Origin of the sequence: Allostreptomyces psammosilenae, assembly GCF_013407765.1 — a bacterium.
GTDB classification, from domain to species: Bacteria; Actinomycetota; Actinomycetes; order Streptomycetales; family Streptomycetaceae; genus Allostreptomyces; species Allostreptomyces psammosilenae.
The window spans coordinates 1,565,868-1,588,550 of record NZ_JACBZD010000001.1 but is presented as its reverse complement, the minus strand read 5'-3'; the positions used below and the strand labels follow the sequence as shown (position 1 = coordinate 1,588,550).

Sequence of the window (22,683 nt, the reverse complement as noted above, 5' to 3'; positions counted from 1 at the left end):
GGGTGCGGGCCCGGTCCCGCACCCCCCTTGGGCGTTCTCCCGCGTTACCGGAACAGGCGCTCGCCGTGGCGCAGCGCGTGCTCGGCGACCAGCCGGCCGAGGCGGACGCCGGCCTGGTCGGCGGAGCGGGTGTGGATGCCCGACCACACCCGGGCGTCGACGTTCTCGGCGGTGAGCTGCCGCCATTCGGTGTAGCCGCGGGTGACGCCGGGGGCGGTGTAGCTGGTCAGCGGGAAGGGCGCGGTGCGCGGCCCCACCAGGCTGGTCAGCACCTGCTCGGCGGCGCCGGAGTAGGTGTTGTGGCCGCTGGGGTAGTCGGGGTGGGCCGGGGTGGTGTGCAGGGGCGTCCAGGTCGGGTCGGGCTCGGTGGTGGGGTCGCCGGTGCCGTCCGCCGCGCGGATCGCGGTGACCGGCCGCCACCGCAGGTGGGCGTACTTGCTGTCGGAGGTGGCGATCTGGGTGTCGACCAGGGCGACGTGGAAGAGCGCGACGAGCGCGGCCCGGGCGGCCGGCGGCCGGGCGTCGCGGGCCAGGGCGACCCGCAGCGGCTCGGTGTACAGGGTCAGCGAGGAGCCGAGCCAGAAGAACGCCGTCTCGGTCTGCTCGGGGGTGCGCACCGTGCTGTCCGCGGCGCCGTGGGCGCGCACCTCGGCGAGGTCGGCCCGGTACCGGTCGGAGCCCAGCGCCGGTGGCGGTGCCAGCCGGAACTGGTCGGCCCGCTCCAGCAGGAACGGCCGGGCGTGGCGGCTGCCCGCGCCGGTGGCCGGGGCGAACGTCGGGGGCGTGGGCTGCCACAGGCCGGGGGCGGGTTGCGGCACCGGGAAGGCGACGTTGACGGAGGCCGGGTCGAGGCCGTCCCCCTCCCGTGCGGCGAGGACGGTGTGCGCCTGGCGTTCACCGGCGGTCCGGCCGCGGTCCTTCGCCGGACCGTCCGGGAGGCGGTCGAGGGTGGTGCGCAGGGCGGCGTCGAGCTGTTCGGCGCGGGCCGGAACCAGGGTGCTCAGGGCCCGGTGCACGGCGGCGGCCAGGGCCGCCTCCTGGTAGGTGCGCGGGTCGTTGCCCGCCGGGGTGGCCCGCAGCGCGCGGGCGGCGGCCAGCCAGGCGATCGCCCAGGTGCGGCTGTTGGTGATCTGGGTGGCGGCGGGGGCGGCCGCGATGGTGGCGACCGTGGTGTCGTACCACTCCAGGGCCGTGTCGGCGCGCGAGCGTTCGGCGGCGGTGGCCCGGGAGTCGGGGAGGGCGGAGGCGGCGGCCAGGGCGAGGGCCGAGGCGATCACGGTGCGGCGGCTGGGGGTGTGGGACGGCGTTCCTGCGGAACCGTGGGGGGTCGGGGGCAGGCTGGACTGCGACGCGGACACGCTCGCTCCTTGTCAGGGGCAGGGTCGGTGAAGGGCACGCGCGCGCTACCCGGTCAACGCCCGTGCCGGCGCGGTGGTCACGGGGGGTGCCGCGGTCACGGGGGTGGGGGCGTCACGCGGGGTGCCTGCGGTCCGTCGGGCGCGCGCACGGGTGGCCCGGGCGCCGGACGGTGTTGGGGAAGTGCCGATCGAGGGGCGCGGTCGCCGCTGTCAACAGCGGGCGCTGCACACGCGCAGCAGATCGACGTGACGGCGCGTCACGAGATCACGTCCTTCAGGCATGCCGGACATGGTGGCATCGCCGCCCGGGCGTTGTCCATAGAGCCCCGCCCCGGGGGATCCGGGGCTCAGCGCGCCGGATCGGTGACCATCCGCACCCGGGTGAGCCGGCGGCGGCCGGCCAGTCGGGGCGCCGGCGCGGTGGCCGGCAGCAGGATCCGCAGGGAGGCGGCCAGGGTGTCGAGTTCCAGCCGCAGACCGCCCGGGGGGAAGACGGCGTCGCGCAGGTCGAGGGTGACCACGGCGAACCGGGCGTGCACGCGCAGCCGTTCGGCGAGCCGTTGGGCGCCGCCGCGGTGGACGGCGGCCAGCACGGCGCGCAGCCGGGTGGGGTCGGGCTCGGGGGTCCGTGCCGCGGCGTCGCCGGAGGGACGCCGCGCCGGGCGGGGTGGGGCACTGGTCACCGCGGCTCCTTCCACGTGGGCGGGGGCGCACGCGGCCGGCCGGTGGGCGGGCGCGGCCGGTCGCGAACCGCGGCGGAGCGTCATCGAGACGGCACGAAGACGCGATATACCGCGACTCTGCGGGAAACGATATATCGCGTCTGCGGCGGGCGACAAGACCCCGCTCGGGTAGGCTGCCCGCCGTGCTGCCCCTCGTCACCGCCACCCGTTATGTCGTCCCACTGCGTGAGGGCGGTTCCCTGCCGGGCCTGATCGAGGCCGACGACCTCGGCACCTACGTGGTCAAGTTCACCGGGGCCGGCCAGGGCCGCAAGACGCTGGTGGCCGAGATCCTCGCCGCCCGCCTGGCCCGGGGCCTCGGGCTGCCCGTGCCCGACCTCGCGCTGGTGGAGGTCGACCCGGTCATCGGTCTGGGCGAACCGGACCAGGAGGTCCAGGAGCTGCTCCGGGCGAGCCCCGGGCTCAACCTCGGCATGGACTTCCTGCCGGGCTCCCTGGGCTTCGATCCGCTGGCCTTCGAGGTGGACCCCGACCTGGCCTCCCGGGTGCTGTGGTTCGACGCCTTCATCGGGAACGTGGACCGCAGCTGGCGCAACCCCAACATGCTGCTGTGGCACGGGCGGCTGCACCTGATCGACCACGGCGCGGCCTTCATCTGGCACCACAACTGGCCCACCGCGCAGGCGGCGGTGACCCGGCCGTACAACGCCGCCGACCACGCCCTGCTGCGCTTCGGGCCGGAGCCGGCGGCCGTGGACGCGGAGATGGCGGCGGCCGTCACCGACGCCCTGCTGGCCGACGCCACGGCCGAGATCCCGGACGTCTGGCTGGCCGGCGAGGACGGCTTCTCCACCCCGGACGAGGTGCGACGCGCGTACCGCGAACGCCTCGCCGACCGCCTGGCCGCCCGGGAGCGGTGGCTCCCGCGCCCCGACGGCGCCACCCGCCTGCCCAAGCCCGACCGCACCTGAGAGCTGACCGTGAACACCCGACGCGACGTCTTCGAGTACGCCCTGATCCGGGTCGTTCCGCGCATCGAGCGGGGCGAGTGCATCAACGCCGGGGTGATGGTCTACTCCCGCTGGCACCGCTACCTGGGCGCGGCCACCCACCTGGACACCGCCCGGCTGGCGGCGCTGGCCCCGGAGGCCGACGCCGACGCCATCCGCTCGGCCCTGACCGCCATCGAGCACACCTGCTGCGGCGGCCCCCGGGCCGGTCAGGCGGCCGAGGACGACCCGGGCCGCCGGTTCCGCTGGCTCACGGCCCCGCGCAGCACGGTGATCCAGCCCGGACCGGTGCACACCGGACTGACCAGCGACCCGGAGGCCGAGCTGGGCCGTCTGCTGGACCTGCTGGTGCGCTGACGGCCACCCGCCCGCGCGGCGGCGCCGCCCGCGCCCCGCGATGCGCTCTACTGGCCGGGTGAACGGCGGTGGAGGATGGCCGCGGCGGGCGGCGGGACGCGTGCGGGAGGCGGCCTGGCCGGCCGCTCAGGCGGCGCTCACCGCGGGCGCGGCCTGGTGGGTGGCGGTCCGCCTGCTCGACCACCCCAGCCCGTTCTTCGCGCCGATCGCCGCCATCGTCTGCCTGGCGGCGGCCCGCGGCACCCGGGGCCGCCAGGCCCTGGACATGCTGGCCGGGGTGCTGGTCGGCGTGGTCGTCGGGGAGGTGGCGCTGCGCTGGGTGGGCCAGGGCGTCGGGGCCATCACCCTGGTGACCCTGGTGGCCATGGTGCTGGCGTCCGCGCTGATCCCGCGTCCGCTGCCGCTGATCCAGGCCGGCGCCTCGGCCGTGCTGGTGGTGGCCACGCACCGGTGGCAGAGCGGGACCGGGCGGCTCGGCGACGCCCTGGTCGGCGGCCTGCTCGCGCTGCTGGTCAGCCAGGTGCTGCTCACCGTCGACCCGCGGTCCCTGCTGCTGGAGCCCGCCCGGGCCGCGCTGAACACGCTGGCCGACGCCCTGGAGCTGGCCGCCGCGGCGGTCGCCGAGGGCGACGAGCACGCGATGCGGCGGGCGGTGGAGCGGGCGCGCGACGCCCACACCGAGGTGGGCCGACTGGGTGCGGCCCGGGCGACCACCCGGGTCGTCGTCTCCTCCACGCTGCGCGGCCGGGCGCGGGCCCGCCAGTTGCGCGAGGCCGACGCCCGCCTGGCCGAGCTGGACCTGCTGCACGGCGGCGTGCTGCAGCTCACCCGGCTGCTCGCCGGGCAGCCGGCGGGCGGGGCGGACGACGGGGCGCGCCGGTGGGTGCTCCCGGCCGTCACGGACCTGGCCGGGGGCCTGCGCTCGGCCGCGGCCGGCGAACTGCTGGCGGATCAGCTGACCGCGGCCCGGCGAGCCGCGCGGGCGGCGCTGTCCCGGGCCGCCGCGGCGCCGCCCGGGGCGGAGCCGTTGGCCGGCGCCGTCCGGGTGGCGGCCGAGGACCTGGCCCGGTTCTCCGCCCCGCCCCACCGGGGGTGAGCCCGGCGGCCCCACCGGGGTGAGCCAGGCCCGGCGGGTCGGCGACGGCGCCGGGCGCCCGCGCCGGTGCCCGTGCGGGGTCGGCGGGACCGGTCCGCTCCCCCGGTCAGGGCCTCGGCGTAGCAGACTCGGTCAGGGGCTTGGCGTAGCAGAGCGATTCCGGGTCGTCCCGGTAGAAGCCGAACTTGGCGATCGGCTGGTAGCCGCTGGACAGGTACAGCCCTATCGCCTCGGGCTGCCTGGTGCCGGTCTCCAGCACCATGCGGCGGTGGCCGGCCAACCGCGCCGCGTCCTCCAGCCAGGCGAGCAGCTTGCGGGACAGTCCCCTGCCCCGGGCCTCCTCCACCACCAGCAGGCGCTTGAGCTCGACGTCCCCGGCCCGCAGCCCCTGCTCGGGAGCGGGCTCCTTGACCCGCCATCCGCCGCAGGCCACCGGGCGCCCCGCCTGGTACCCGACGGCGAAGAGTCCGCGCGGCGGCGCGAACTCGGCCGTCTCCATGGCGGTGAGGTCCTCCTCACCGTAGCGGGCCTTCAGCTCGGCCTGCGCGGCGGCGACCATCAGTGCCGCGTCCGGGTGGTCCAACGCGCGAATCTCGATTTCCACGATGCGGCACCCTACCCGGGGCGCACCCGCGAGTCGCCGGTTTTTCCGGCCCCGCGGGCGTGAGACCGGCTACACCCGGCTGGCGGACAGGCAGACGTAACCGCCGGGCGCCTGGGTAGGTTCCCCCGCGTTCCGCTCCTCCCCTCCCGCCCGCCCCACCTTCCTCCCGCGTCCCGCCCGCCCCCTACCGCCCTCGGAGCGCGCGTGCTCGTCCTGCTCCTGCTGCCCCTGGTGCTCGCCACCTGCGTGGCGGCGCCGCTGGTCAAGGCAGTGGGCCCGCGCGCCTTCGCGGTGCTCGCCGTCGCGCCGGCCACCAGCACGCTGCTGGCGGCGCTGCTGGCGCCGGACGCGGTCGACGGCACCCCGGTGCTGGAGCGGCACACTTGGGTCCCGGGCATCGGGCTGGGGCTCGACCTGCGCCTGGACACCCTCTCGCTCACCCTCACGCTGATCGCGACCGGCATCGGCACGCTCGTCCTGGTGTACTGCGCCGGGTACTTCGACCGGGACGCGGCCAAGCTGCCCTCCTTCGCGACCAGCCTGGTCGCCTTCGCCACGGCGATGACCGGACTGGTCCTGGCCGACAACCTGCTGCTGCTCTACGTGCTGTGGGAGCTGACCACCGTCACCTCCTACCTGCTGATCGGCTACGACGACCGGGACCGCTCCGCCCGCCACGCCGCGCTCCAGGCGCTGGTGGTCACCACGCTCGGCGGCCTGGCCATGCTCGCCGGACTGATCACCTGGACGGTCACCACCGGCAGCGCCTCGCTCACCGCGCTGCTCGCCGACCCGCCGGAGCCCACCGCGGCGAACTCCTGCGCGGCGGTGCTCGTCCTGCTGGGCGCCTTCACCAAGTCGGCCCAGTGGCCCTTCCACTTCTGGCTGCCGCGCGCCATGGCGGCCCCCACCCCGGTCAGCGCCTACCTGCACGCCGCCGCCATGGTCAAGGCCGGGGTCTACCTGGTGGCCCGGCTCGCCCCGGCCGCCGCCCACCTCGCGCCCTGGCGCGCGCTGGTGCTGACGCTGGGTCTGCTCACCCTGGTGTGGGGCGCCTGGAACGCGCTGCGGCAGACCGACCTGAAGCTGCTGCTGGCCCACGGCACGACCAGCCAGCTCGGCCTGCTCACCGCCATGCTCGGCACCGGCACCCACGAGCTGGCGCTCGCCGGCGCCGGCCTGCTGGTGGCGCACGCCGTGTTCAAGGCGCCGCTCTTCCTCGCCGTGGGCGCCGTCGACCACGCCACCGGCACCCGGGACCTGCGCCGGCTGGCGCGCCTCGGCCGCCACCTGCCGCTGCTGGCCACCGCCGCCGTGGCGGCGGCCGCGGCCATGGCTGCGCTGCCCCCGTTCCTCGCCTTCGCCGCCAAGGAGACCGCCCTGTACGCGTGGTCCACCGGGGCCCCGGGCGGATGGTGGGCGCTGGTGGCCACGGCGGTCGGCTCGGCGCTGACCACCGCCTACAGCATCCGCTTCGCGCTGCCCTTCCTCACCGCGCCGCCGCGGGTCGGGCCGCCTCCCCAACCGCGACCACCCCACCCGAGGCGGGGCGAGACGGAGCCGGGCGCGGGGACGCGCGGCGACGGGGAGCGCACCGGCGGCGAAGGCGACCGGCCGGAGCCGGGGCACGCCGTCCCCGGACACGCGGGGGCGTGGCTGGTCGGGCCCGTGGTGCTGCTCTCCGCGGCGGGCCTGGCGCTCGGCCTGCTCACCGGGGCGGTCGACTCCTTCCTGGCCGGCTACGCGGCGGCCTTCCCCACCCCCTCCCCCTACCACCTCGCCCTGTGGCACGGCTGGACGCTGCCACTGGCCGTGACCGCCCTGGTCCTCGCCGGTGGTGTCGCCGGCCACCTGCTGACCGCCCGCGGTCGGCCCGCCGAGGGCCTGGCCCTGGCTGACCGCGCCTACCGGCACACCGTCACCGGCGCCAACAAGGCGGCGCTGCGGGTCACCGCGGCGGTCCAGAGCGGCTCCCTGCCGCGCTACCTGGCCATCGTGCTCGGCACGCTCGCCGCCGCGCTGGCCGCCACCGCCGTCGCCGTGCTGGCCACCGGTGACGCCGCCCCGCTCCGGTTCCACCTGTGGGACACCCCGGTGCAGGCCGTCGCCGCCGCCGGCATCGTCGTGGGCTGCGTGCTGGTCGTCCGCACGGACCGGCGGCTGACCGCCGTGCTGCTCGCCGGCACCGTCGGATACGAACTCGCGCTGCTGTTCGCCGTGCACGGGGCGCCGGACCTGGCGCTGACCCAGTTCCTGGTGGAGACGGTCACCCTGATCGCCTTCGTGCTGGTGCTGCGCCGTCTGCCGCGCACCTTCAGCCGCCGGCCGCGCGCCACCCGGGCCGCCCGCCTGGTCCTCGCGGCGGTCGCCGCCGCGCTGCTGACCGGCACCCTGGCCGCGGGGCTGAACGCGCGGCGGGCTCCGGCGGTCTCCGCGGAGTTCCTCGCCCGATCGGAGCCGGAGGCGCACGGCAAGGAGGTCGTCAACGTGATCCTGGTGGACTTCCGGGCCTTCGACACCCTCGGGGAGATCTCCGTGCTGGCGGTCACCTCGATCGGCGTCGCCTCGATGGTGATGGCCGGCAGCGGCCGCTCCGGCGGCCGGGGCTCCGGCCAGGGCGACGCGGGCGGGGACGGCGGCCCCGGTCCGCGCTCCGGGGCGGAGGGGGGTGAGCGGTGAGCCGGCGCACCGACCCGGGCCACGACCTGCCGGACGACTCCCCGCGCCGGCCCCCGGGGGGCCACGGGCCGACGCGCCCGGAGGGCGGCCCGTACCCCCTGCTGAACGTGGTCAACCGGCTGGTCTTCCACACCATCCTGGTCTTCTCCCTCTACCTGCTGCTCACCGGGCACAACACCCCCGGCGGGGGCTTCGCGGGCGGGCTGGTCGCCGGTTGCGCCTTCGTGCTGCGGTACACCGCCGGCGGGGAACGGGAGGTGGCCACGGCGGCGCCGATCGAGCCCGTCGTGCTGGTGGGCGGCGGGCTGCTGCTGGCCGTGCTGGAGGCGGCGGCCCCGTTGGCGGCCGGCGGCGCGGTGCTGGAGTCCGGCTACACGACCGTGCGCCTGCCGGTCTTCGGCGAGGTGGCGCTGGTCAGCGCCCTGCTGTTCGACACCGCCGTCTACCTGCTGGTGGTCGGCGTGGTGCTGACCGTGCTGCGCTTCCTGGGCAGCGGAATCGACGAGCAGTCCGATCCCGAGGACGAGTCGAGGGAGGCGGCCGAGCCGTGAGCGTCAACCTCTCCCTCACCGTGGCCGCCGTGGTGCTGCTGACCAGCGGCGCCTACCTGCTGATGCAGCGCACCCTGACCCGTGCCCTGCTCGGCGTCACGCTGGCCGGCCACGCGGCCAACGTCATGCTGCTCGTCGCCGGCGGGCCGGCCGGGGACGCCCCGGTCGCCACCGGGGGCGCCACCGAGGGGTACAGCGACCCGCTGCCGCAGGCCCTGGTGCTCACCGCGCTGGTGATCACCCTCGGCATCACGGCCTTCCTGCTGGCCATGGCGTACCGCAACTGGCGGCTCACCGCGGAGGACGAGGTCCCGGACGACCCGGAGGACCGCCGGATCGCCGCGCGCACCGCCGCCGGCGTCGCCGACCGGGCCGCCGACGAGGCCGACGAGAGCGAGACGGACACGGCGCCGGCCGCGTCCCACGAGCCGGCCCCCACGGCCCCCGGGGACGAGAGGGGCCCCGCGTCATGAGGATCGCCCTGCCGCTCGCCGTGCTCGCCCCGCTCGGCGGCGCCGCCTGCTCCATGCTGTTCAGCCGGCGCCCCCCGCTGCAACGCGCCATCAGCATCCTCGCCCTCACGGTGCTGCTGGTCGACGCCTGCGTGCTGCTGTGGCACGCCCACCGGGTGGGCACCGCCACCACGGCCATGGCCGGCTGGCCGGCGCCCTACGGGATCGTCCTGGTCGCGGACCGCCTCGCGGCCCTGCTGCTGACCGTCTCGGCCGTGGTCCTGCTGGCCGTGATGGTGTACGGCATCGCCCAGAAGATGGCCGAGGACCAGCCACTCCCCCACGCCGTCTTCCACCCCGCCTACCTGGTGCTGGCCGCCGGCGTCGCGATCTCCTTCCTCACCGGCGACCTGTTCAACCTGTTCGTCGGCTTCGAGGTGCTGCTGTCGGCCAGCTACGTCCTGCTGACGGTCGGCGGCACCGCCCCGCGGCTGCGGGCCGGCATGACCTACGTGCTCACCTCGCTGCTGTCCTCGCTGCTCTTCCTGATGGCGCTGGCGCAGATCTACGCCGCCACCGGCACGCTGAACCTGGCACAGCTCGCGCTCCGCCTCGACGCGCTGCCGGACACCACCCGGGCCCTGCTGGAGATCACCCTGACCGTGGCGTTCGGCATCAAGGCGGCCGTGGTGCCGCTCGCCGCGTGGCTGCCGGACAGCTACCCCACGGCGCCGGCGCCGGTCACCGCGGTCTTCGCCGGCCTGCTCACCAAGGTCGGCGTCTACGCCCTGATCCGCACCCAGACCCTGCTGTTCACCGGCCCCGGGGTGAGCGTCGCGCTCACCGTGCTGGCCTCGGTCACCATGGTCGTCGGCATCCTGGGCGCGATGGCGCAGAGCGACCTGAAGCGGATGCTCTCCTTCACGCTGGTCAGCCACATCGGGTTCATGCTGCTCGGGGTCGGCCTGGTCACCCCGCTCGCCATCTCCGGCGCCGTGGTGTACACGGTGCACCACATCGCCGTGCAGACCGCGCTGTTCCTGGTCACCGGCCTGGTGGAGTGGCAGCGGGGCACCACCGAGGTCACCCGGCTGCGCGGGCTGGTCCGCCTCACCCCGCTGACCGCCCTGCTCTACCTGGTCTCCGCCTGGAACCTGGCCGGCATCCCGCCGATGTCCGGCTTCCTCGGCAAGGCCGGGCTGATCCGGGCCGCGCTGGACGCCGGCACGCCCGTCGCCGTGCTCGGCGTCGCCGCGATGCTGCTGACCAGCCTGCTGACGCTGTACGTGATGAGCCGGGTGTGGTCACGGGCGTTCTGGCGCGCGCCGCTGCCGGTCGGCGGCCCCGGCCGGGAGCCCGCCGGGGTGGACCTGGAGATGGTCTCCGCGCACCGCCCCGCCGGCCACGCCCCGCACGAGGAGCCCGGCAGGTCCTCGTCCGAGACCCGGGCGGGGCTGCCCGGGCCCACCGCGGTCCGCGGCCCGCTGGTGGCCTCCACCCCCTGGGCGATGCGGGCCGCCACCGCCGCCCTGGTGGCCCTCACCCTGGCACTGACCCCGCTGGCCGGACCGCTGTACGCGCTCACCGACGAGCTCGCCGAGGACCTGGTGGCCCGTCGGCCGTACGTCGAAGCGGTCCTGCCCGACGCCTACCGCCCACCGGAGGAGCCATGACCCTTCCCCCGGCCCACCGCGGCCCCGCGGCCGACGAGGGCGCCGGCCGGGCCCGCAGCCGGCCCTCGCTCGCCCTGGTGGTCTGGCTGGTCGCCGTCTGGGCGGCGCTGTGGGGCCGGGTCACGCCCGGCAACCTGCTGGCCGGAGTGGCCGTGGCCCTCGCCGTGACGACCGCCTCGCCCGCCTCCCGCGGTCCCCTGGGGCTCAGCCTGCGCCCGATCGCGGCGCTGGCCTACGTCGTGGCGTTCGTCGGCGACCTGCTCGTCTCCAGCGCGCAGGTGGCCTGGTACACCGTCCGCCCCGGACGGCTGCGGCCGAGCGCGCTGATCACCGTGCCGCTGCGGGGGATGTCCGACCACCTGCTCACCATCACGACGGTCACCGTCGCGCTGACGCCGGGGACGCTGGTGCTGGAGGCCGCGCCCGACCGGTCCTGGCTGCGCCTGCACGTGCTGGCCCCCCGGAGCCCGCGGGACCTGGAGCGGTACCGGCGGCAGGTCGTGGCCGTCGAGGAGCGGGCCATCCGCGCCTTCGGCACGGCGGAGCAGCGGCGTGCCCTGGCGACCGCCCCCGACTGGCCGCAGCCGCCCGACCGGCCGCGGCCCCACCCCGGAGGAGGAGGCTGACCGTGGAGGCCGTGTACGCGATCACCGGGGCGCTGCTGTCCGTGGCGGCGCTGCTCACCCTGGTCCGCATCGGTGCCGGTCCGTCCACCCTGGACCGGATCGTGGCGATCGACGTGCTGCTGGCGCTCGTCGCCTGCGGCGTCGCGGTGTGGGCCGCGCGCAGCGGCCAGCCGTGGTCGCTGGTCGCCCTGGTGGTGGTGACCCTGATCAGCTTCGTGGGCTCGGTCGCGGTCTCCCGGCTGGTCATCCGGAGGCACCGGTGAGCGCGGCGGACGTCGCCAGCGCCGTGCTGATGATCGGCGGGGCGGTGCTGTCGGTGACCGCCGGCGTCGGCCTGCTGCGGCTGCCCGACGTGCTGGCCCGGATGCAGGTCTCCGCCAAGCCGCAGGTGCTGGGGCTGACCATGGTGCTGAGCGGGGCGGCCGTGCAGGTGGAGGGGGCGGGCGACGTCGCCACCATCGTGCTGGTGGTGCTCTTCCAACTGCTCACCGTGCCGGTGACGGCCACCATGGTCGGCTGGGCGGCGCACCGCACGGGGCAGCTGGAGGAGGAGCGCCTGCTGGTGGACGAGCCGGTGCCCGGGGACTCCCCTGACGCCGACCGCGGCGGTCCGGCGGCCTGAGCCGACCGGTAGCCTCTTACCTCGCCCCCGACCTCGCGAGGAAGTTCGTGCTCACCATCTCGACCGTCAACGTCAACGGCCTGCGCGCCGCCGTGCGGAAGGGCTTCACGGCCTGGCTGGACGCCACCGACGCCGACGTCGTCTGCCTCCAGGAGGTCCGGGCCACCCCGGACCAGCTGCCGCCCGAGGTGCTGCGCCCGGCCGGCTGGCACACGTACCACGCGCCGGCGGAGGCCAAGGGGCGCGCCGGCGTGGCGGTGTACACCCGCGAGGCGCCGGAGGCGGTGCGGGTCGGCTTCGACACCCCGGAGTTCGCCGCCTCCGGCCGCTACCTGGAGGTGGACCTGCCGGACGTGACGGTGGCCAGCCTCTACCTGCCGTCCGGGGAGGTGGCCACGGAGCGGCAGGCGGAGAAGGAGCGTTTCATGGCGGCCTTCCTGCCCTACCTCGCGGCCCGCCGGACGGCGGTGGAGTCGGTCGGCCGCTCGATGGTGGTCTGCGGTGACTGGAACATCGCCCACCGTGAGGTCGACCTGAAGAACTGGCGGAGCAACCGCACCTGCTCGGGTTTCCTGCCCGAGGAGCGGGCCTGGCTGACCGAGGTGTTCGACGGCGCCGGCTGGGTCGACGTCGTCCGCCGGCTGAACCCGGAGGGCCCCGGCCCGTACACCTGGTGGACCTACCGGGGCCGGGCGTTCGACAACGACGCGGGGTGGCGGATCGACTACCACGTGTCGACGCCGCGGCTGGCCGAGCGGGCCGTGAAGGCGACCGTGGAGCGGGCCGCCACCCATGACGAGCGGTGGTCGGACCACGCCCCGGTCACCGTCGTCTACGACGTCTGACGGCGCGCGGCCGCCGCCCGGTGGCTGGCGCCGGGCGGCGGCCGGGGGCCCGCGGGGCCGTCCGGGTCAGGAGTCGACGCGGTCCAGCACCGCGCCGAGGTCCACGAAGGTGAAGTCGGTTCCCTCGCGTTCCCCGTCCACCGGGGTCTCGTGGCCGTCCTGGACGACGAGCAGGCCGCGCGGGTAGCGGCTGCCGAGCGGCGCGTTGAGGACGGCGGCTCCGTCGCACTCCTCGGAGCCGTCCAGGGTCGCCGAGGCGGCGCCGACGCGGAAGCCGCCCTCGTACTCGTTGCGGTCCCCGACCTCCCGGTCGTACAGGGCGAAGGTGTCGTCCCCCTGGCTGGAGGCCAGGACGTACCCGTCGCCGTCGGGTTCGGTGAGCAGCGCCAGCCCTTCGACGTCGGCCGAGAGCCGGGAGCCGCCGTAGCCGGGGTCGGCTCCGGCGACGCACTCCTCGGTCTGTTCGTCGTAGACGGCGGGGACCCCGTACTCGCGGACCCGGTCGAGGAGCCTCGGGGTGCCGGTGAGGTCGGCCGGCATCCGCCAGATGCCCACGTCCTCCTGGCCGGCGTAGAGCAGTCCGTTGGCCGGGTCGACGACCATGCCCTCGACCTGGGGCAGCTCGCCGGGCTCGGCGCACGGCGTCCAGGTGCTCCCGTCGGGCAGCCGGAAGGAGGCGGGCAGGTCGAGGGTGCGCACGGTGCGGTAGCCGACGGTGCCGTCGGGGGCGGCGGTCAGTTCCAGCAGGGCGATGCGGGTGTCGTTGCGGCGGCTCGCCAGGGCGTAGGAGCGGCCGGTGCTCCGGTCGGTCCAGGTGGCCAGGCCGTAGGCGGTGCGCTGCTCGTTGATCTCGGCCTGGTCGGCGGAGAAGACGGGCGGCGCGGTGGGGCTGGTGACGTCGGTGAGCGGGCCGCCGGGCCGGGTCGGGTCGATCCGGTAGAAGCGGAGCCGGTCGTGGCCGCGGTCGCTGACCACCGCGAGGTCGGCCGGTCCGGAGACCAGTCGGAAGCCGGAGACCAGGTCGACGTTGTTGAACCGGCCGGGGGCGTCGTCCTCGGCGGCCGGGGGCGGCGCGGGGATGGACTGCACCTGGCGGGCGTCGAGGTCGTAGACCCGCAGGCCGCCCTCCTTGGCGGTGGCGATCACCAGGCTGCGGCCCGGGTCGGCGGCGTTGCGCCAGATCGCGGGGTCGTCGGCGTCGGCGTTGCCGCCCTGCTCGTCGTCGTACAGGGTGGCGGTCTCGGCCCTGGGCGTGATGGTGGGCAGCGACCGGGACTCGGCGGTGCGCGCCCCGGCGGGCACGGCGGCGAGGACCGTGGCGAGCGCCGTGCCGAGCACGAGGACCGTCGGGCGGAGATGGCGGTGCATGCGTACGCTGCGCTCCTTCGTGTCGCGAACACGATCATTGACGGGGGGTCAACCCCGGGAGCATCGGAAGGCGTGGTGGCCGCGCGGTTTCCCGCGCCGGTAGCGCCGGTGTACTGACCGTGAACACTCCCGGCCGGCGGATGATCCCGCCAGGGGGCGCGGCCCGTCTCCCGGACCCGCGCCACCCTCATCTTTCCATTGACAAGATTGGGGGTGGGGATGTCTTCTTGACAGTGACAAGTTCACTTCCGGAGGTACTCCATGGAACCCCTCATCGCCCTCGTCGCCGGCACCCTGGGCGCTCGCCTGGCCGGACTGCTCGGCGTGGCGGCGCTGGACGGCTGGCAGCCGGCGCTGCGCGTGGGCCTCGCGCTGATGTTCCTGCTCACCGCGTTCGCGCACTTCTATCCCCGGCTGCGCGCGGACCTCGTCGAGATGGTCCCGCCGAGCCTGCCCCGGCCGGAGCTGCTGGTCACCGTCACCGGCGTGCTGGAGGCGGTCGGCGCGATCGGCGTGCTGATCCCGGCGACGACGCGGTGGGCGGCGGCCGGGCTGATCCTGCTCATGATCGCGATGTTCCCGGCGAACGTCTCCGCGGCCAGACGGCGGGTCGCCCACGGCAACTCGCTGCTCCGCCGCACGGCGCTGCAGGTCCTGTTCGTCGGCGCGGCGGTGGCCGTGCTCCCGTGACGGGGCACTGCCCACCGCCACGGCGCGCGACCGCCGCTCGCGCCCAACCCGCCCGCAGGTTCCCGAACGCGTGGACCACGTCGCCGACCCAGTGGTCCGGCGGGACCAGCCCGGCGGGCCAGGAGCGGCCCCGGGTGAGCCAGACGGTCGACGAGGTCGAAGAGCGCCAGCCGCTGCACGGTCCCGCACCCTACCGGGGCGCCCGGAGGCGCCGCGCGCCGTCAGCCCGCGGGGTTCTCCGCGGCGGCCTCCGCCTCGGCGTCGCGCCGGGCGCGCAGCCGGGCGTGGGTGGGGGCGTCCGGCACGTCGGCCGGCCGGCCCTTGGCGAACTCCTCGCGCAGCACGGGGACGATCTCGCCGAGCATGTCGAGCTGCTCCAGCACGGTCTTCAGCGGCAGCCCCGCGTGGTCGACCAGGAACAGCTGGCGCTGGTAGTCGCCGAAGGACTCGCGGAAGGTCAGGGTCTTCTCGATGACCTCCTGCGGGCTGCCCACGGTCAGCGGCGTGGTGTCGGTGAACTCCTCCAGGGACGGGCCGTGGCCGTAGACCGGCGCGTTGTCGAAGTACGGGCGGAACTCCCGCACCGCGTCCTGGGAGTTGCGCCGCACGAACACCTGCCCGCCGAGGCCGACGATGGCCTGCTCCGGGGTGCCGTGGCCGTAGTGGGCGTAGCGCTCCCGGTAGAGGTGGATCAGCCGCTGGAAGTGCTCCTTGGGCCAGAAGATGTTGTTGGCGAAGAAGCCGTCGCCGTAGTAGGCGGCCTGTTCGGCGATCTCCGGGGAGCGGATCGAGCCGTGCCAGACGAACGGCGGGACGCCGTCGAGCGGGCGGGGGGTGGCGGTGAAGCCGGCCAGCGGTGTGCGGAAGCGCCCCTGCCAGTCGACGACGTCCTCGCGCCAGAGCCGGTGCAGCAGGGCGTAGTTCTCGATCGCCAGCGGGATGCCCTGGCGGATGTCCTGGCCGAACCACGGGTAGACCGGCGCGGTGTTGCCCCGTCCCATCATCAGGTCCACCCGGCCGTCGGCCAGGTGCTGGAGCATGGCGTAGTCCTCGGCGATCTTGACCGGGTCGTTGGTGGTGATCAGCGTCGTGGCGGTGGAGAGGATGATCCGCTCGGTGCGGGCCGCTATCCAGCCGAGCATGGTGGTCGGCGAGGAGGGGACGAACGGCGGGTTGTGGTGCTCGCCGGTGGCGAAGACGTCGAGGCCCACCTCCTCGGCCTTGAGGGCGATGGTGACCATCGCCTTGATCCGCTCGTTCTCACTCGGCACCCGGCCGGTGGTCGGATCCATGGTGACGTCGCCGACCGTGAAGATCCCGAACTGCACCGGTCTCACCTCCCAGATAGTTTATGAATCAACTATATACGGGGCGGGTCACACCGGTCGAATCGACGACCTCGGCGACTACCGGGCGGCCGGGGTGGAGGCGAGGGCCGGGCGGCGCTCGGCCGGGGCCGCGCCCGCGCCGGGGTCACCGGGGGAACCGGCGCCGCGGGCGACGATCTCCTCCAGGTGGGCGTCGCCCCACGCGCCCAGCGGCTCCAGCAGGGCGACCAGCGAGGCGCCCAGGGGGGTCAGCGAGTACTCCACGCGCGGGGGGACCTCGTGGTACGACTCGCGGTGCACCACGCCGTGCCCCTGGAGCTCCCGCAGCTGCTGGATCAGCATCTTCTCGCTGATGCCGGGCACCTCCCGCCGCAGCTCGCCGAACCGGTGCGGCCGCTCCTGGAGCGCCCACAGGATCAGCGCCTTCCACTTGCCGCCCACCACGTCCATCACGGCGTCCAACCCACAGGTGTACGGCCCGAGACCGGTCATCGCGTCCGCCCCTCACTAACCAGAAGGTGAGTACCCGCCAGATGGCCGGTACCGGCTCATCGTAGCGAGCGGTCGGCCGACCGGCGCCCCGGTCAGGACAGGGGCGCCCGCACGGTCTCCCGGATGACCAGGCAGGCGGCCCCGCGCGCCCACAGGTCGTCCTCGACCGGGTCGTAGCACACCCGGCAGTCCCGGGCCGCCTCGGAGAAGGCGTGCTCCTCGAAGGCGGACATCATCGCGGGGCCGAAGAGGTCGTGCGCGGTCACTCCCTCGCCGGCGATGATGATCTTGTGGAGGTTGAGGAGGTTGCACAGACCGGCGAGTCCGCGGCCCAGCGCCTGCCCGGCGGCGGCGAAGGCCGCGCGGGCGGCCCGGCCGGCGGGCCCGTCGTCGCCACGGGCCAGGGCAACGGCCGCGTCGACGTCGGGACAGTCGGCCGCCTCCGGGCACCGCCGCAGCCGGCGCAGCACGGCCCCCGAGGAGGCCAGCGCCTCCAGGCACCCCCGGCGCCCGCAACCGCACGTCGGCCCGTCCGGCTCCAGTGGCAGGTGCCCGAGCTCGCCGGCCATGCCGCTGGCGCCGGAGTAGAGGGCGCCGTCGAGCAGCAGGCCGCAGCCGACGCCCGACCCGACGGTGACCACCGCGAAGGAGTCGACGTCCTTCCCCCCGCCGAACCAGCGCTGGGCCACCACCAGGGTGTTGACGTCGTTGTCGACCACGACCGGCAGGCCGGTGGCGGCGGCCAGCGGCCCGGCGACGTCGACCTCCCGCCAGCCCAGGATCGCCGAGTAGCGGCAGGAGCCGGCTCGGGAGTCGACGTGGCCGCCGACCCCGACGCCGACGCCCAGCGCCCGCTCCCGGGTCGGCGCCTCGGCGAGCAGGGTGGTGACGAGTTCGGCGGCGACCGCCAGGGCGGTCGCCGGGGAGCACTCCGCCAGGGGGGTCTCGGCGCGGGCCAGCACCCGGGCGCCCATGTCGGTGAGGACGCCGGCGACGTGGGTGGGCGCGATCTTCACGCCCACCACCACGTGCCGGTCGGCGTTGACCCGCAGCAGCCGCTGCGGGCGCCCCGGCCCGGTGCTGACCGCGCGGGTCTCGCGCAGGTAGTCGCCGGCCAGCAGGGGCGGCAGCAGCCGGGTGACGGTGGAGGGAGCCAGGCCCAGCCGGTCGGCGATCCCGGTGCGGGAGATCGGGCCGGCGGTCAGCACCAGCGCGAAGATCTCCGCGCGGGTCCGTTCGCCGATCAGGTCGGCGGCCGATGGCTGGCCCAGGCTCACTGTGGTCTCGCTCCCCGGTCCCGGATCGACGCCGAGTGCGCCCTGGGACGTTCGTCGCGCCAAGGCAGAACAGGACGCGCCCCGCATGGTATCGAAGCGGGCGCCCGGCCGAGCGCTCAGTAGGCGACGCTGATCCGGGCGCGCGGGTGGGCGCCCTTCTCCAGCTCGTCCAGGAAGGCGATGGCGTAGTCCTCCGCGCTGACCCGGCTGTCGCCCCGCGCGTCGGTGAGGAGCCGGTCGCCGCCGAGCCGGAAGGTCCCGGTGCGCTCCCCCGGCGCGATCAGGGCGGCCGGCGAGACGTACGTCCACTCAAGGTCGGTGACGCTCCGGTAGAAGTCCAGGACCTGGCCGTGCGCCTCCGCCTCCGCCCTGTAGGCGTCCGGGAAGCCGGGGGTGGTCAGCAGCGCCACCCCCGGGGACACCTCCAGACTGCCCGCCCCGCCGACCACGACCAGACGGCGCACCCCCGCCGCGCGCACCCCCTCCACCAGGGCCTTGTTGACGGCGAGGAACGGTCCCCGGGGATCGGCCCCGTCGCGCGGCGGGGCCAGGGCGGAGGCCACCGCGTCCTGGCCGGCGGCGAGTTCGGCGACGGCGTCGGCGGAGGAGGCGTCCCCGGCCAACGCCGTCACGTGCCCCTCGCCGACCCCGCCGGGGACCCTGCCGGAGCGGGAGGCGGCGGTGAGTTCGTGACCACGCGAGACGGCCTCCACGGCGATGCGGCTGCCGACCATGCCCGTGGCACCGAACAGAACGATCTTCATTCGGGGTTCCTCTCTCGGCGGCTCGCGAAGGTTCCCCCGCTGACGGGCACGCCGGACCGGCGCCCGCACCCCCCAGCCTCCGCCCCCGGGAGCGGCGTCGCAACGCGGGCGGGCGGGCCCGCTCAGCCGAACGCCTTGGCCAGCCGCCGCAGCCCCTCCTCGATCTCCTCCGGGCCGTGCGTGGTGAAGGACAGCCGCAGCGAGGAGCGGTCCGCCGGCCCGGCGAAGAACGGCGCGCCGGGAACGTAGGCGACGCCCTGCTCGACGGCGCGCGGCAGCAGGGCGGTGGCGTCCAGTTCGGCCGGCAGCCGGGCCCACAGGAACATGCCGCCCTCCGGACGGTTCCAGGAACTCCCCGGCGGAAGGGCGTCGGGCAGGCCGCCCAGCAGGGCGTCCCGGCGCGTCCGGTAGGCGGCGCGGACCCGCTCCAGGTGGGCGTCGAGGTCGGCGTCCACCAGGTACCGCGCGGCGGCGGCCTGGTCGACGGTGGAGGTGTGCAGGTCGGTGGCCTGCTTGGCGATCACGCAGGCGCGGCGCAGCGCGGCCGGGGCGCGGAGCCAGCCGAGCCGAAGCCCGGGGGCGACGATCTTGGAGAAGCTGCCGAGCAGCACGGTGCGGTCCGCCGCGGCGTCCAGCGAGGCGATCCACGGCACCGGCTCGCCGCCGAACCGGAGCTCGCCGTACGGGTCGTCCTCGACGATCCACAGGCCGTGCCGCTCCGCGACCTCGGCGACGGCGCGCCGGCGGGCGAGCGGGAGCGTCCGGCCGGTCGGGTTCTGGAAGTTCGGGACCAGGTAGAGCAACTTGGGGCGTTCCCGGACGACCAGCTCGGCGAGCGCGGCCGGATCGACGCCGTCGTCGTCGGTGGGCACGGGAACGACCCGCGCGCCGGCGAAGCCGAAGGTCTGCAGCGCCGCCAGGTAGGTCGGGTCCTCGACGAGGACGGCGTCGCCGGGCTCCAGCAGCGCGGTGGTGACCAGGGTCAGGCCCTGCTGGGATCCGGTCGTGACCAGCAGGTCGTCCGGCCCGGTCGGCAGCCGGCGGGCGGTGAGCCGGTCGGCGACGGCCGCGCGCAGCGCCGGATCGCCCTCGGTGACGGAGTACTGCAGGACCCGGTGCGGGCTCTGCGTCAACACGCTGTCGTAGGCCGCGCGTATGCCGGAGGCGTCGAAGAGCTCCGGGGCGGGCAGGCCGCCGGCGAAGGAGATCATCTCGGGCCGGGCGGTGAGCGCGAGGATCTCCCGCACGGGGGAGGCGGCGACCGAGGCGGCGCGGCGGGCGAGGGCGGGGGGCTCGGATCGGGTCGTCATGCCGGCACCCTACGAACAATCACTGCTATATGCATCTACTTTCCGGAATGCGGTCCCCGCCCGGCCACCGCCACGCCGCTACCGCCCCGGGGCGGGCGCCGGGGGCGGGGGCACGAGGGTGCCGTCGCCGGTGCGTCCGGCGAGGTAGTCGTCGACGTTGCGCACCGTGGCCTCGACGATCTGACGGACCGCGTCCACGGTGAAGTAGGCCTGGTGCGAGGTGACCAGCACGTTGCGGAAGGTCATCAGCCGGGCCAGCACGTCGTCGGTCATCACCTCCAGCGACCGGTCGAAGTAGAAGACGCCGGTCTCCTCCTCGTAGACGTCCAGCCCGACGCCGTCGAGCCGCCCCCGGCGCAGCGTCTCGACCAGCGCCTCGGCGTCGATCAGGCCGCCCCGGCTGGAGTTGATCAGGATCGCGTCGTCCCTCATCCGGGCCAGCGCGGCGGCGTCCACCAGGTGGTGGGTCTCCGGCAGCAGCGGAAGGTGCAGGCTGACCAGGTCGGACTCGGCGAACAGGCGGTCGCGGTCGACGTACTCCATCCCCAGGGCGAGGCACTCGGGGCTGGTCACGGCGTCGTGGCCGAGCAGCCGCATGCCGAAGCCGTGCGCGATCCGCGCGAACGCGGTGCCGATCCGCCCGGTGCCGACCACCCCGGCGGTGCGGCCGTGCCAGTCGCGCCCCATCAGGCCGTTGAGCCGGAAGTCGAACTCCCGGGTGCGCCCGACCGCCCGGACCACCCGGCGGTTGACCGCGAGGGCCAGGGCCCAGGCGAACTCCGCGACCGAGTACGGGGAGTAGTCCGCCACCCGGGCGACGGTCAGGCCGAGCCGGCGCGCCTGGTCGAGGTCGATGTTGTTGTAGCCGGTGGCGCGCTGGGCGATCATCCGGGTGCCGCCCTCGGCGAGCACCTGCAGCACCCGCGCGTCCAGCACGTCGTTGACGTTGCTGCTGACGATCCGGCACCCGGCGGCCGTCGCCGCGGTGTCCCGGTTCAGCAGGACGTCCAGGCAGCGCACGCCGTGCCGGCCCGCGAAGGCGGCCTCGATGACGGGGCGTTCGTCCGCGAGCACCCCGTACGCCAGGATCTCCACCGTCTCTCCCCTCGCCCGCCCTCGGTGCCGGTCCGGGGCGGGCCGGCCGGGGCGGGCCGGCCGCCGTGCCGTCCGTCCGCTCTCCGGTCGTCCCAGTCTCGCCCCGGGGACGACCGGCCGCACCCGGAACCCTGCCCGGCGCCGCCCGGGCGGGCGCGCCCGGGAAGCGGGACGCGCCGCCGGGGTCGGCCGGCGGCGCGTCCCGCGCCGGCCCGTTGTCGGCACCGACGGTGCCCGGGCCGGGCGCGGCGTCGCCGGCGGTGCTAGTCGGTGGACCGGGCGGCGACGGCCGCGGTGACCGCGGCGTAGGCGTCGAGGCGCCCCTCGCCGTAGGTCGGGTTGTCGTCGACCGTGCCGCCGCAGGTCAGGTCGCCGGTGTCCCGGGCGGCGTCGCCCAGCAGGCGCCTGGTGGTGGGGAGGTCCCCCTTGAGTTCCGGCGCCGCCGACCACATCAGCGCCACCGTGCCGGAGGCGTGCGCGGCCGCCAGGTAGGTGCTGGCGTAGGTGTCGTAGCCCCCGCCGGGGACGCTGGAGCGGATGCCGGTACCGGGGGCGGTGATGTCGGGCTTGATGTCGGCGCCGTCCCCCCGGGCGGACCCGTACCACAGGCCGCTGGCGTTGTAGGAGCCCACGGTGTAGCTGTTGGCGAGCTCACCGGGGTAGTAGACCTCCCCGCACGCGCCGTCCCAGGCCATCGCCGCGTACGTGGTGAAGATGCCGGCGGCCGCCCAGGCGTTGATCACCGAGTCGTACCAGCCGGCCCGGGAGGGGGCGACCCAGGAGTTGTTGACGATGTCGGGCGCCAGGTCGGGGCGCGGGTTGCGGCCGGCCAGGTCGGTGGGCGCCAGGATCCACTGGCCGGCGGCCATCAGGGAGCTCTCGTAGCAGGAGGTGGCGTCGCACGCCGCCGCGGCGATCCACCGCGCGCCGGGGGCGACACCGATCTGGTTGCCGGCGCCGTCGTCGCCCACCAGGACGCCCGCCACCCGGGTGGCCATGCCGTTGTAGCTGGCGTCGCAGGGCGTGCCGGCGGTGGGGCAGACCCGTCCGGGGTCGTACCAGTTGTGGTTGTGGTTCACCGCACCGGTGGCGGACCGGCCGCGGTAGGAGGCCGCCAGGGCGGGGTGGGTGTGGTCCACACCGTCCTTGAGGCTGGCGATGACGACGCCCTCGCCACGCACCCCGAGGTCGTTCCAGACGTCGTCGGCCCGGATGTCGGTGATGTTCCAGCCCACGGCGTTCGCGCCGGCCCCGGAGTCCGCGCCGGCCGCCTCCGGGGCCGCGGGCGGCTCGGCCGCGCGGGCCGGCAGCACGTCCTCGGCCTCGACCGCGACCACCTCCGGGCGGGTGGCGAGCGCCTCCAGGACCTCCCGGCCGGCGGTGACCCGGATGCTGTTGCTGATCCAGAACGACTCGTACTCCGCGCCGGCGTCCTCCAGCAGCGCGACCAGCCCGGCCTGGGACTCCTCCGCGTGCTCGGTGAGCGCCCGGTACACGGCGCGGCCCCGCTCGGCCTTGTCACGCGGGGCACGGGCGGTGGCCTGCCGCAGGTCGGCGGTGCTGTCCAGGCGGAGCCAGAAGGTGGCCCGCCCGTCGTCGGCGACCTGCGCCAGGACGGCCGCCTCGGTCTTGCGCTCCACGGCCGTCGCGGCGCCCGGCACCGACTGGCCGGCCGCGCCGGCGGCCCCGCCGGCCAGCGGGACGACCAGCGCCGCCGCCAGCCCCGCCATGGCCGCACCGAGTCCGCGTCGTGGTGTCCGTACACGTGGTGTCACGAGATCTCCTCATGCATCGCCGGCGGTG

Annotated in this window: 23 protein-coding genes; 12 read left to right on the top strand and 11 right to left on the bottom strand. The window is 75.6% G+C overall.

Translation table 11 applies throughout. The annotated features are described in order from the left end of the window. Positions 1-44: 44 nt before the first annotated feature. Both FHU37_RS06365 and FHU37_RS06360 read right to left on the bottom strand, forming a co-directional pair. Complete coding sequence (locus FHU37_RS06365) at positions 45-1,358, bottom strand: vanadium-dependent haloperoxidase (protein WP_312892464.1); 1,314 nt, start codon at positions 1,356-1,358, stop codon at positions 45-47. A 347-nt stretch (positions 1,359-1,705) separates the two neighbouring features. Further along, on the bottom strand, positions 1,706-2,041 hold the full coding sequence (locus FHU37_RS06360) for a hypothetical protein (RefSeq protein WP_179813228.1): 336 nt from the start codon (positions 2,039-2,041) through the stop codon (positions 1,706-1,708). 182 nt (positions 2,042-2,223) lie between these two features. Here FHU37_RS06360 and FHU37_RS06355 point away from each other — a divergent pair, with 182 nt between their 5' ends. From FHU37_RS06355 to FHU37_RS06345, 3 genes are read left to right on the top strand one after another with little or no spacing between them, the layout of a single operon-like run. Next, entirely contained in the window at positions 2,224-3,012 is a 789-nt protein-coding gene (locus FHU37_RS06355) for a HipA family kinase (protein WP_179813227.1), read from the top strand. 9 nt (positions 3,013-3,021) lie between these two features. Further along, on the top strand, positions 3,022-3,408 hold the full coding sequence (locus FHU37_RS06350; protein ID WP_312892463.1) for a DUF3037 domain-containing protein: 387 nt from the start codon (positions 3,022-3,024) through the stop codon (positions 3,406-3,408). Positions 3,409-3,466: 58 nt separating this feature from the next. Next, entirely contained in the window at positions 3,467-4,504 is a 1,038-nt protein-coding gene (locus FHU37_RS06345; RefSeq protein ID WP_179813226.1) for an FUSC family protein, read from the top strand. Between the two features lie 106 nt (positions 4,505-4,610). Here FHU37_RS06345 and FHU37_RS06340 read toward each other — a convergent pair whose 3' ends face one another. Next, the gene (locus FHU37_RS06340) at positions 4,611-5,108 is read right to left on the bottom strand and encodes a GNAT family N-acetyltransferase (protein ID WP_312892462.1); all 498 of its coding nucleotides are present in this window, start codon (positions 5,106-5,108) and stop codon (positions 4,611-4,613) included. Between the two features lie 204 nt (positions 5,109-5,312). Between FHU37_RS06340 and mbhE the strand changes: the two genes are divergently transcribed. Genes mbhE through FHU37_RS06300 form a run of 8 tightly spaced genes read left to right on the top strand, consistent with a single transcriptional unit; the run spans position 5,313 to position 12,556 of the window. Further along, a complete protein-coding gene (gene mbhE, locus FHU37_RS06335; RefSeq protein ID WP_179813225.1) occupies positions 5,313-7,787 on the top strand; it encodes a hydrogen gas-evolving membrane-bound hydrogenase subunit E in 2,475 nt (824 codons plus the stop codon). Next, on the top strand, positions 7,784-8,338 hold the full coding sequence (locus FHU37_RS06330) for an MnhB domain-containing protein (protein ID WP_179813224.1): 555 nt from the start codon (positions 7,784-7,786) through the stop codon (positions 8,336-8,338). The genes mbhE and FHU37_RS06330 overlap by 4 nt, the downstream gene beginning before the upstream one ends. Next, complete coding sequence (locus FHU37_RS06325; protein ID WP_179813223.1) at positions 8,335-8,811, top strand: Na(+)/H(+) antiporter subunit C; 477 nt, start codon at positions 8,335-8,337, stop codon at positions 8,809-8,811. The genes FHU37_RS06330 and FHU37_RS06325 overlap by 4 nt, the downstream gene beginning before the upstream one ends. Further along, on the top strand, positions 8,808-10,463 hold the full coding sequence (locus FHU37_RS06320) for a Na+/H+ antiporter subunit D (protein ID WP_179813222.1): 1,656 nt from the start codon (positions 8,808-8,810) through the stop codon (positions 10,461-10,463). Before FHU37_RS06325 ends, FHU37_RS06320 begins: the two co-directional genes overlap by 4 nt. Then, positions 10,460-11,089 carry a Na+/H+ antiporter subunit E gene (locus FHU37_RS06315; RefSeq protein WP_179813221.1) on the top strand — a complete coding sequence of 210 codons (630 nt, stop codon included), beginning with the start codon at positions 10,460-10,462 and terminating at the stop codon, positions 11,087-11,089. The genes FHU37_RS06320 and FHU37_RS06315 overlap by 4 nt, the downstream gene beginning before the upstream one ends. A gap of 2 nt (positions 11,090-11,091) precedes the next feature. Beyond that, positions 11,092-11,352 carry a monovalent cation/H+ antiporter complex subunit F gene (locus FHU37_RS27835; protein ID WP_179813220.1) on the top strand — a complete coding sequence of 87 codons (261 nt, stop codon included), beginning with the start codon at positions 11,092-11,094 and terminating at the stop codon, positions 11,350-11,352. Beyond that, complete coding sequence (mnhG, locus tag FHU37_RS06305) at positions 11,349-11,711, top strand: monovalent cation/H(+) antiporter subunit G (RefSeq protein ID WP_312892460.1); 363 nt, start codon at positions 11,349-11,351, stop codon at positions 11,709-11,711. Before FHU37_RS27835 ends, mnhG begins: the two co-directional genes overlap by 4 nt. A gap of 47 nt (positions 11,712-11,758) precedes the next feature. Then, positions 11,759-12,556: an exodeoxyribonuclease III gene (locus FHU37_RS06300; protein ID WP_179813219.1), complete on the top strand. Its 798-nt coding sequence runs from the start codon at positions 11,759-11,761 to the stop codon at positions 12,554-12,556. 66 nt (positions 12,557-12,622) lie between these two features. Here the strand turns inward: FHU37_RS06300 and FHU37_RS06295 are convergent, their stop codons facing one another. Further along, positions 12,623-13,924 (bottom strand): phytase, encoded by a 1,302-nt coding sequence (locus tag FHU37_RS06295; RefSeq protein ID WP_179813218.1) that lies wholly within the window; start codon positions 13,922-13,924, stop codon positions 12,623-12,625. 261 nt (positions 13,925-14,185) lie between these two features. On the opposite strand from FHU37_RS06295, the gene FHU37_RS06290 reads away from it, so the two are divergent. After that, positions 14,186-14,614, top strand: coding sequence for a DoxX family protein (locus tag FHU37_RS06290; RefSeq protein WP_179813217.1), 429 nt, complete (start codon positions 14,186-14,188; stop codon positions 14,612-14,614). Between the two features lie 221 nt (positions 14,615-14,835). Here the strand turns inward: FHU37_RS06290 and FHU37_RS06285 are convergent, their stop codons facing one another. From FHU37_RS06285 to FHU37_RS06255, 7 genes are all read right to left on the bottom strand, one after another. Continuing rightward, positions 14,836-15,942 (bottom strand): LLM class flavin-dependent oxidoreductase, encoded by a 1,107-nt coding sequence (locus tag FHU37_RS06285; RefSeq protein WP_179813216.1) that lies wholly within the window; start codon positions 15,940-15,942, stop codon positions 14,836-14,838. 78 nt (positions 15,943-16,020) lie between these two features. Further along, complete coding sequence (locus tag FHU37_RS06280; protein WP_179813215.1) at positions 16,021-16,434, bottom strand: winged helix-turn-helix transcriptional regulator; 414 nt, start codon at positions 16,432-16,434, stop codon at positions 16,021-16,023. 92 nt (positions 16,435-16,526) lie between these two features. Continuing rightward, positions 16,527-17,711, bottom strand: coding sequence for an ROK family transcriptional regulator (locus FHU37_RS06275; protein WP_218903952.1), 1,185 nt, complete (start codon positions 17,709-17,711; stop codon positions 16,527-16,529). Positions 17,712-17,827: 116 nt separating this feature from the next. Further along, the gene (locus FHU37_RS06270; RefSeq protein ID WP_179813213.1) at positions 17,828-18,475 is read right to left on the bottom strand and encodes an NAD(P)-dependent oxidoreductase; all 648 of its coding nucleotides are present in this window, start codon (positions 18,473-18,475) and stop codon (positions 17,828-17,830) included. 122 nt (positions 18,476-18,597) lie between these two features. After that, entirely contained in the window at positions 18,598-19,785 is a 1,188-nt protein-coding gene (locus FHU37_RS06265; protein WP_179813212.1) for an aminotransferase-like domain-containing protein, read from the bottom strand. A 78-nt stretch (positions 19,786-19,863) separates the two neighbouring features. Next, positions 19,864-20,880: a 2-hydroxyacid dehydrogenase gene (locus tag FHU37_RS06260; RefSeq protein WP_179813211.1), complete on the bottom strand. Its 1,017-nt coding sequence runs from the start codon at positions 20,878-20,880 to the stop codon at positions 19,864-19,866. Positions 20,881-21,143: 263 nt separating this feature from the next. After that, positions 21,144-22,655 carry a S8 family serine peptidase gene (locus FHU37_RS06255; RefSeq protein WP_179813210.1) on the bottom strand — a complete coding sequence of 504 codons (1,512 nt, stop codon included), beginning with the start codon at positions 22,653-22,655 and terminating at the stop codon, positions 21,144-21,146. Positions 22,656-22,683: the final 28 nt, after the last annotated feature.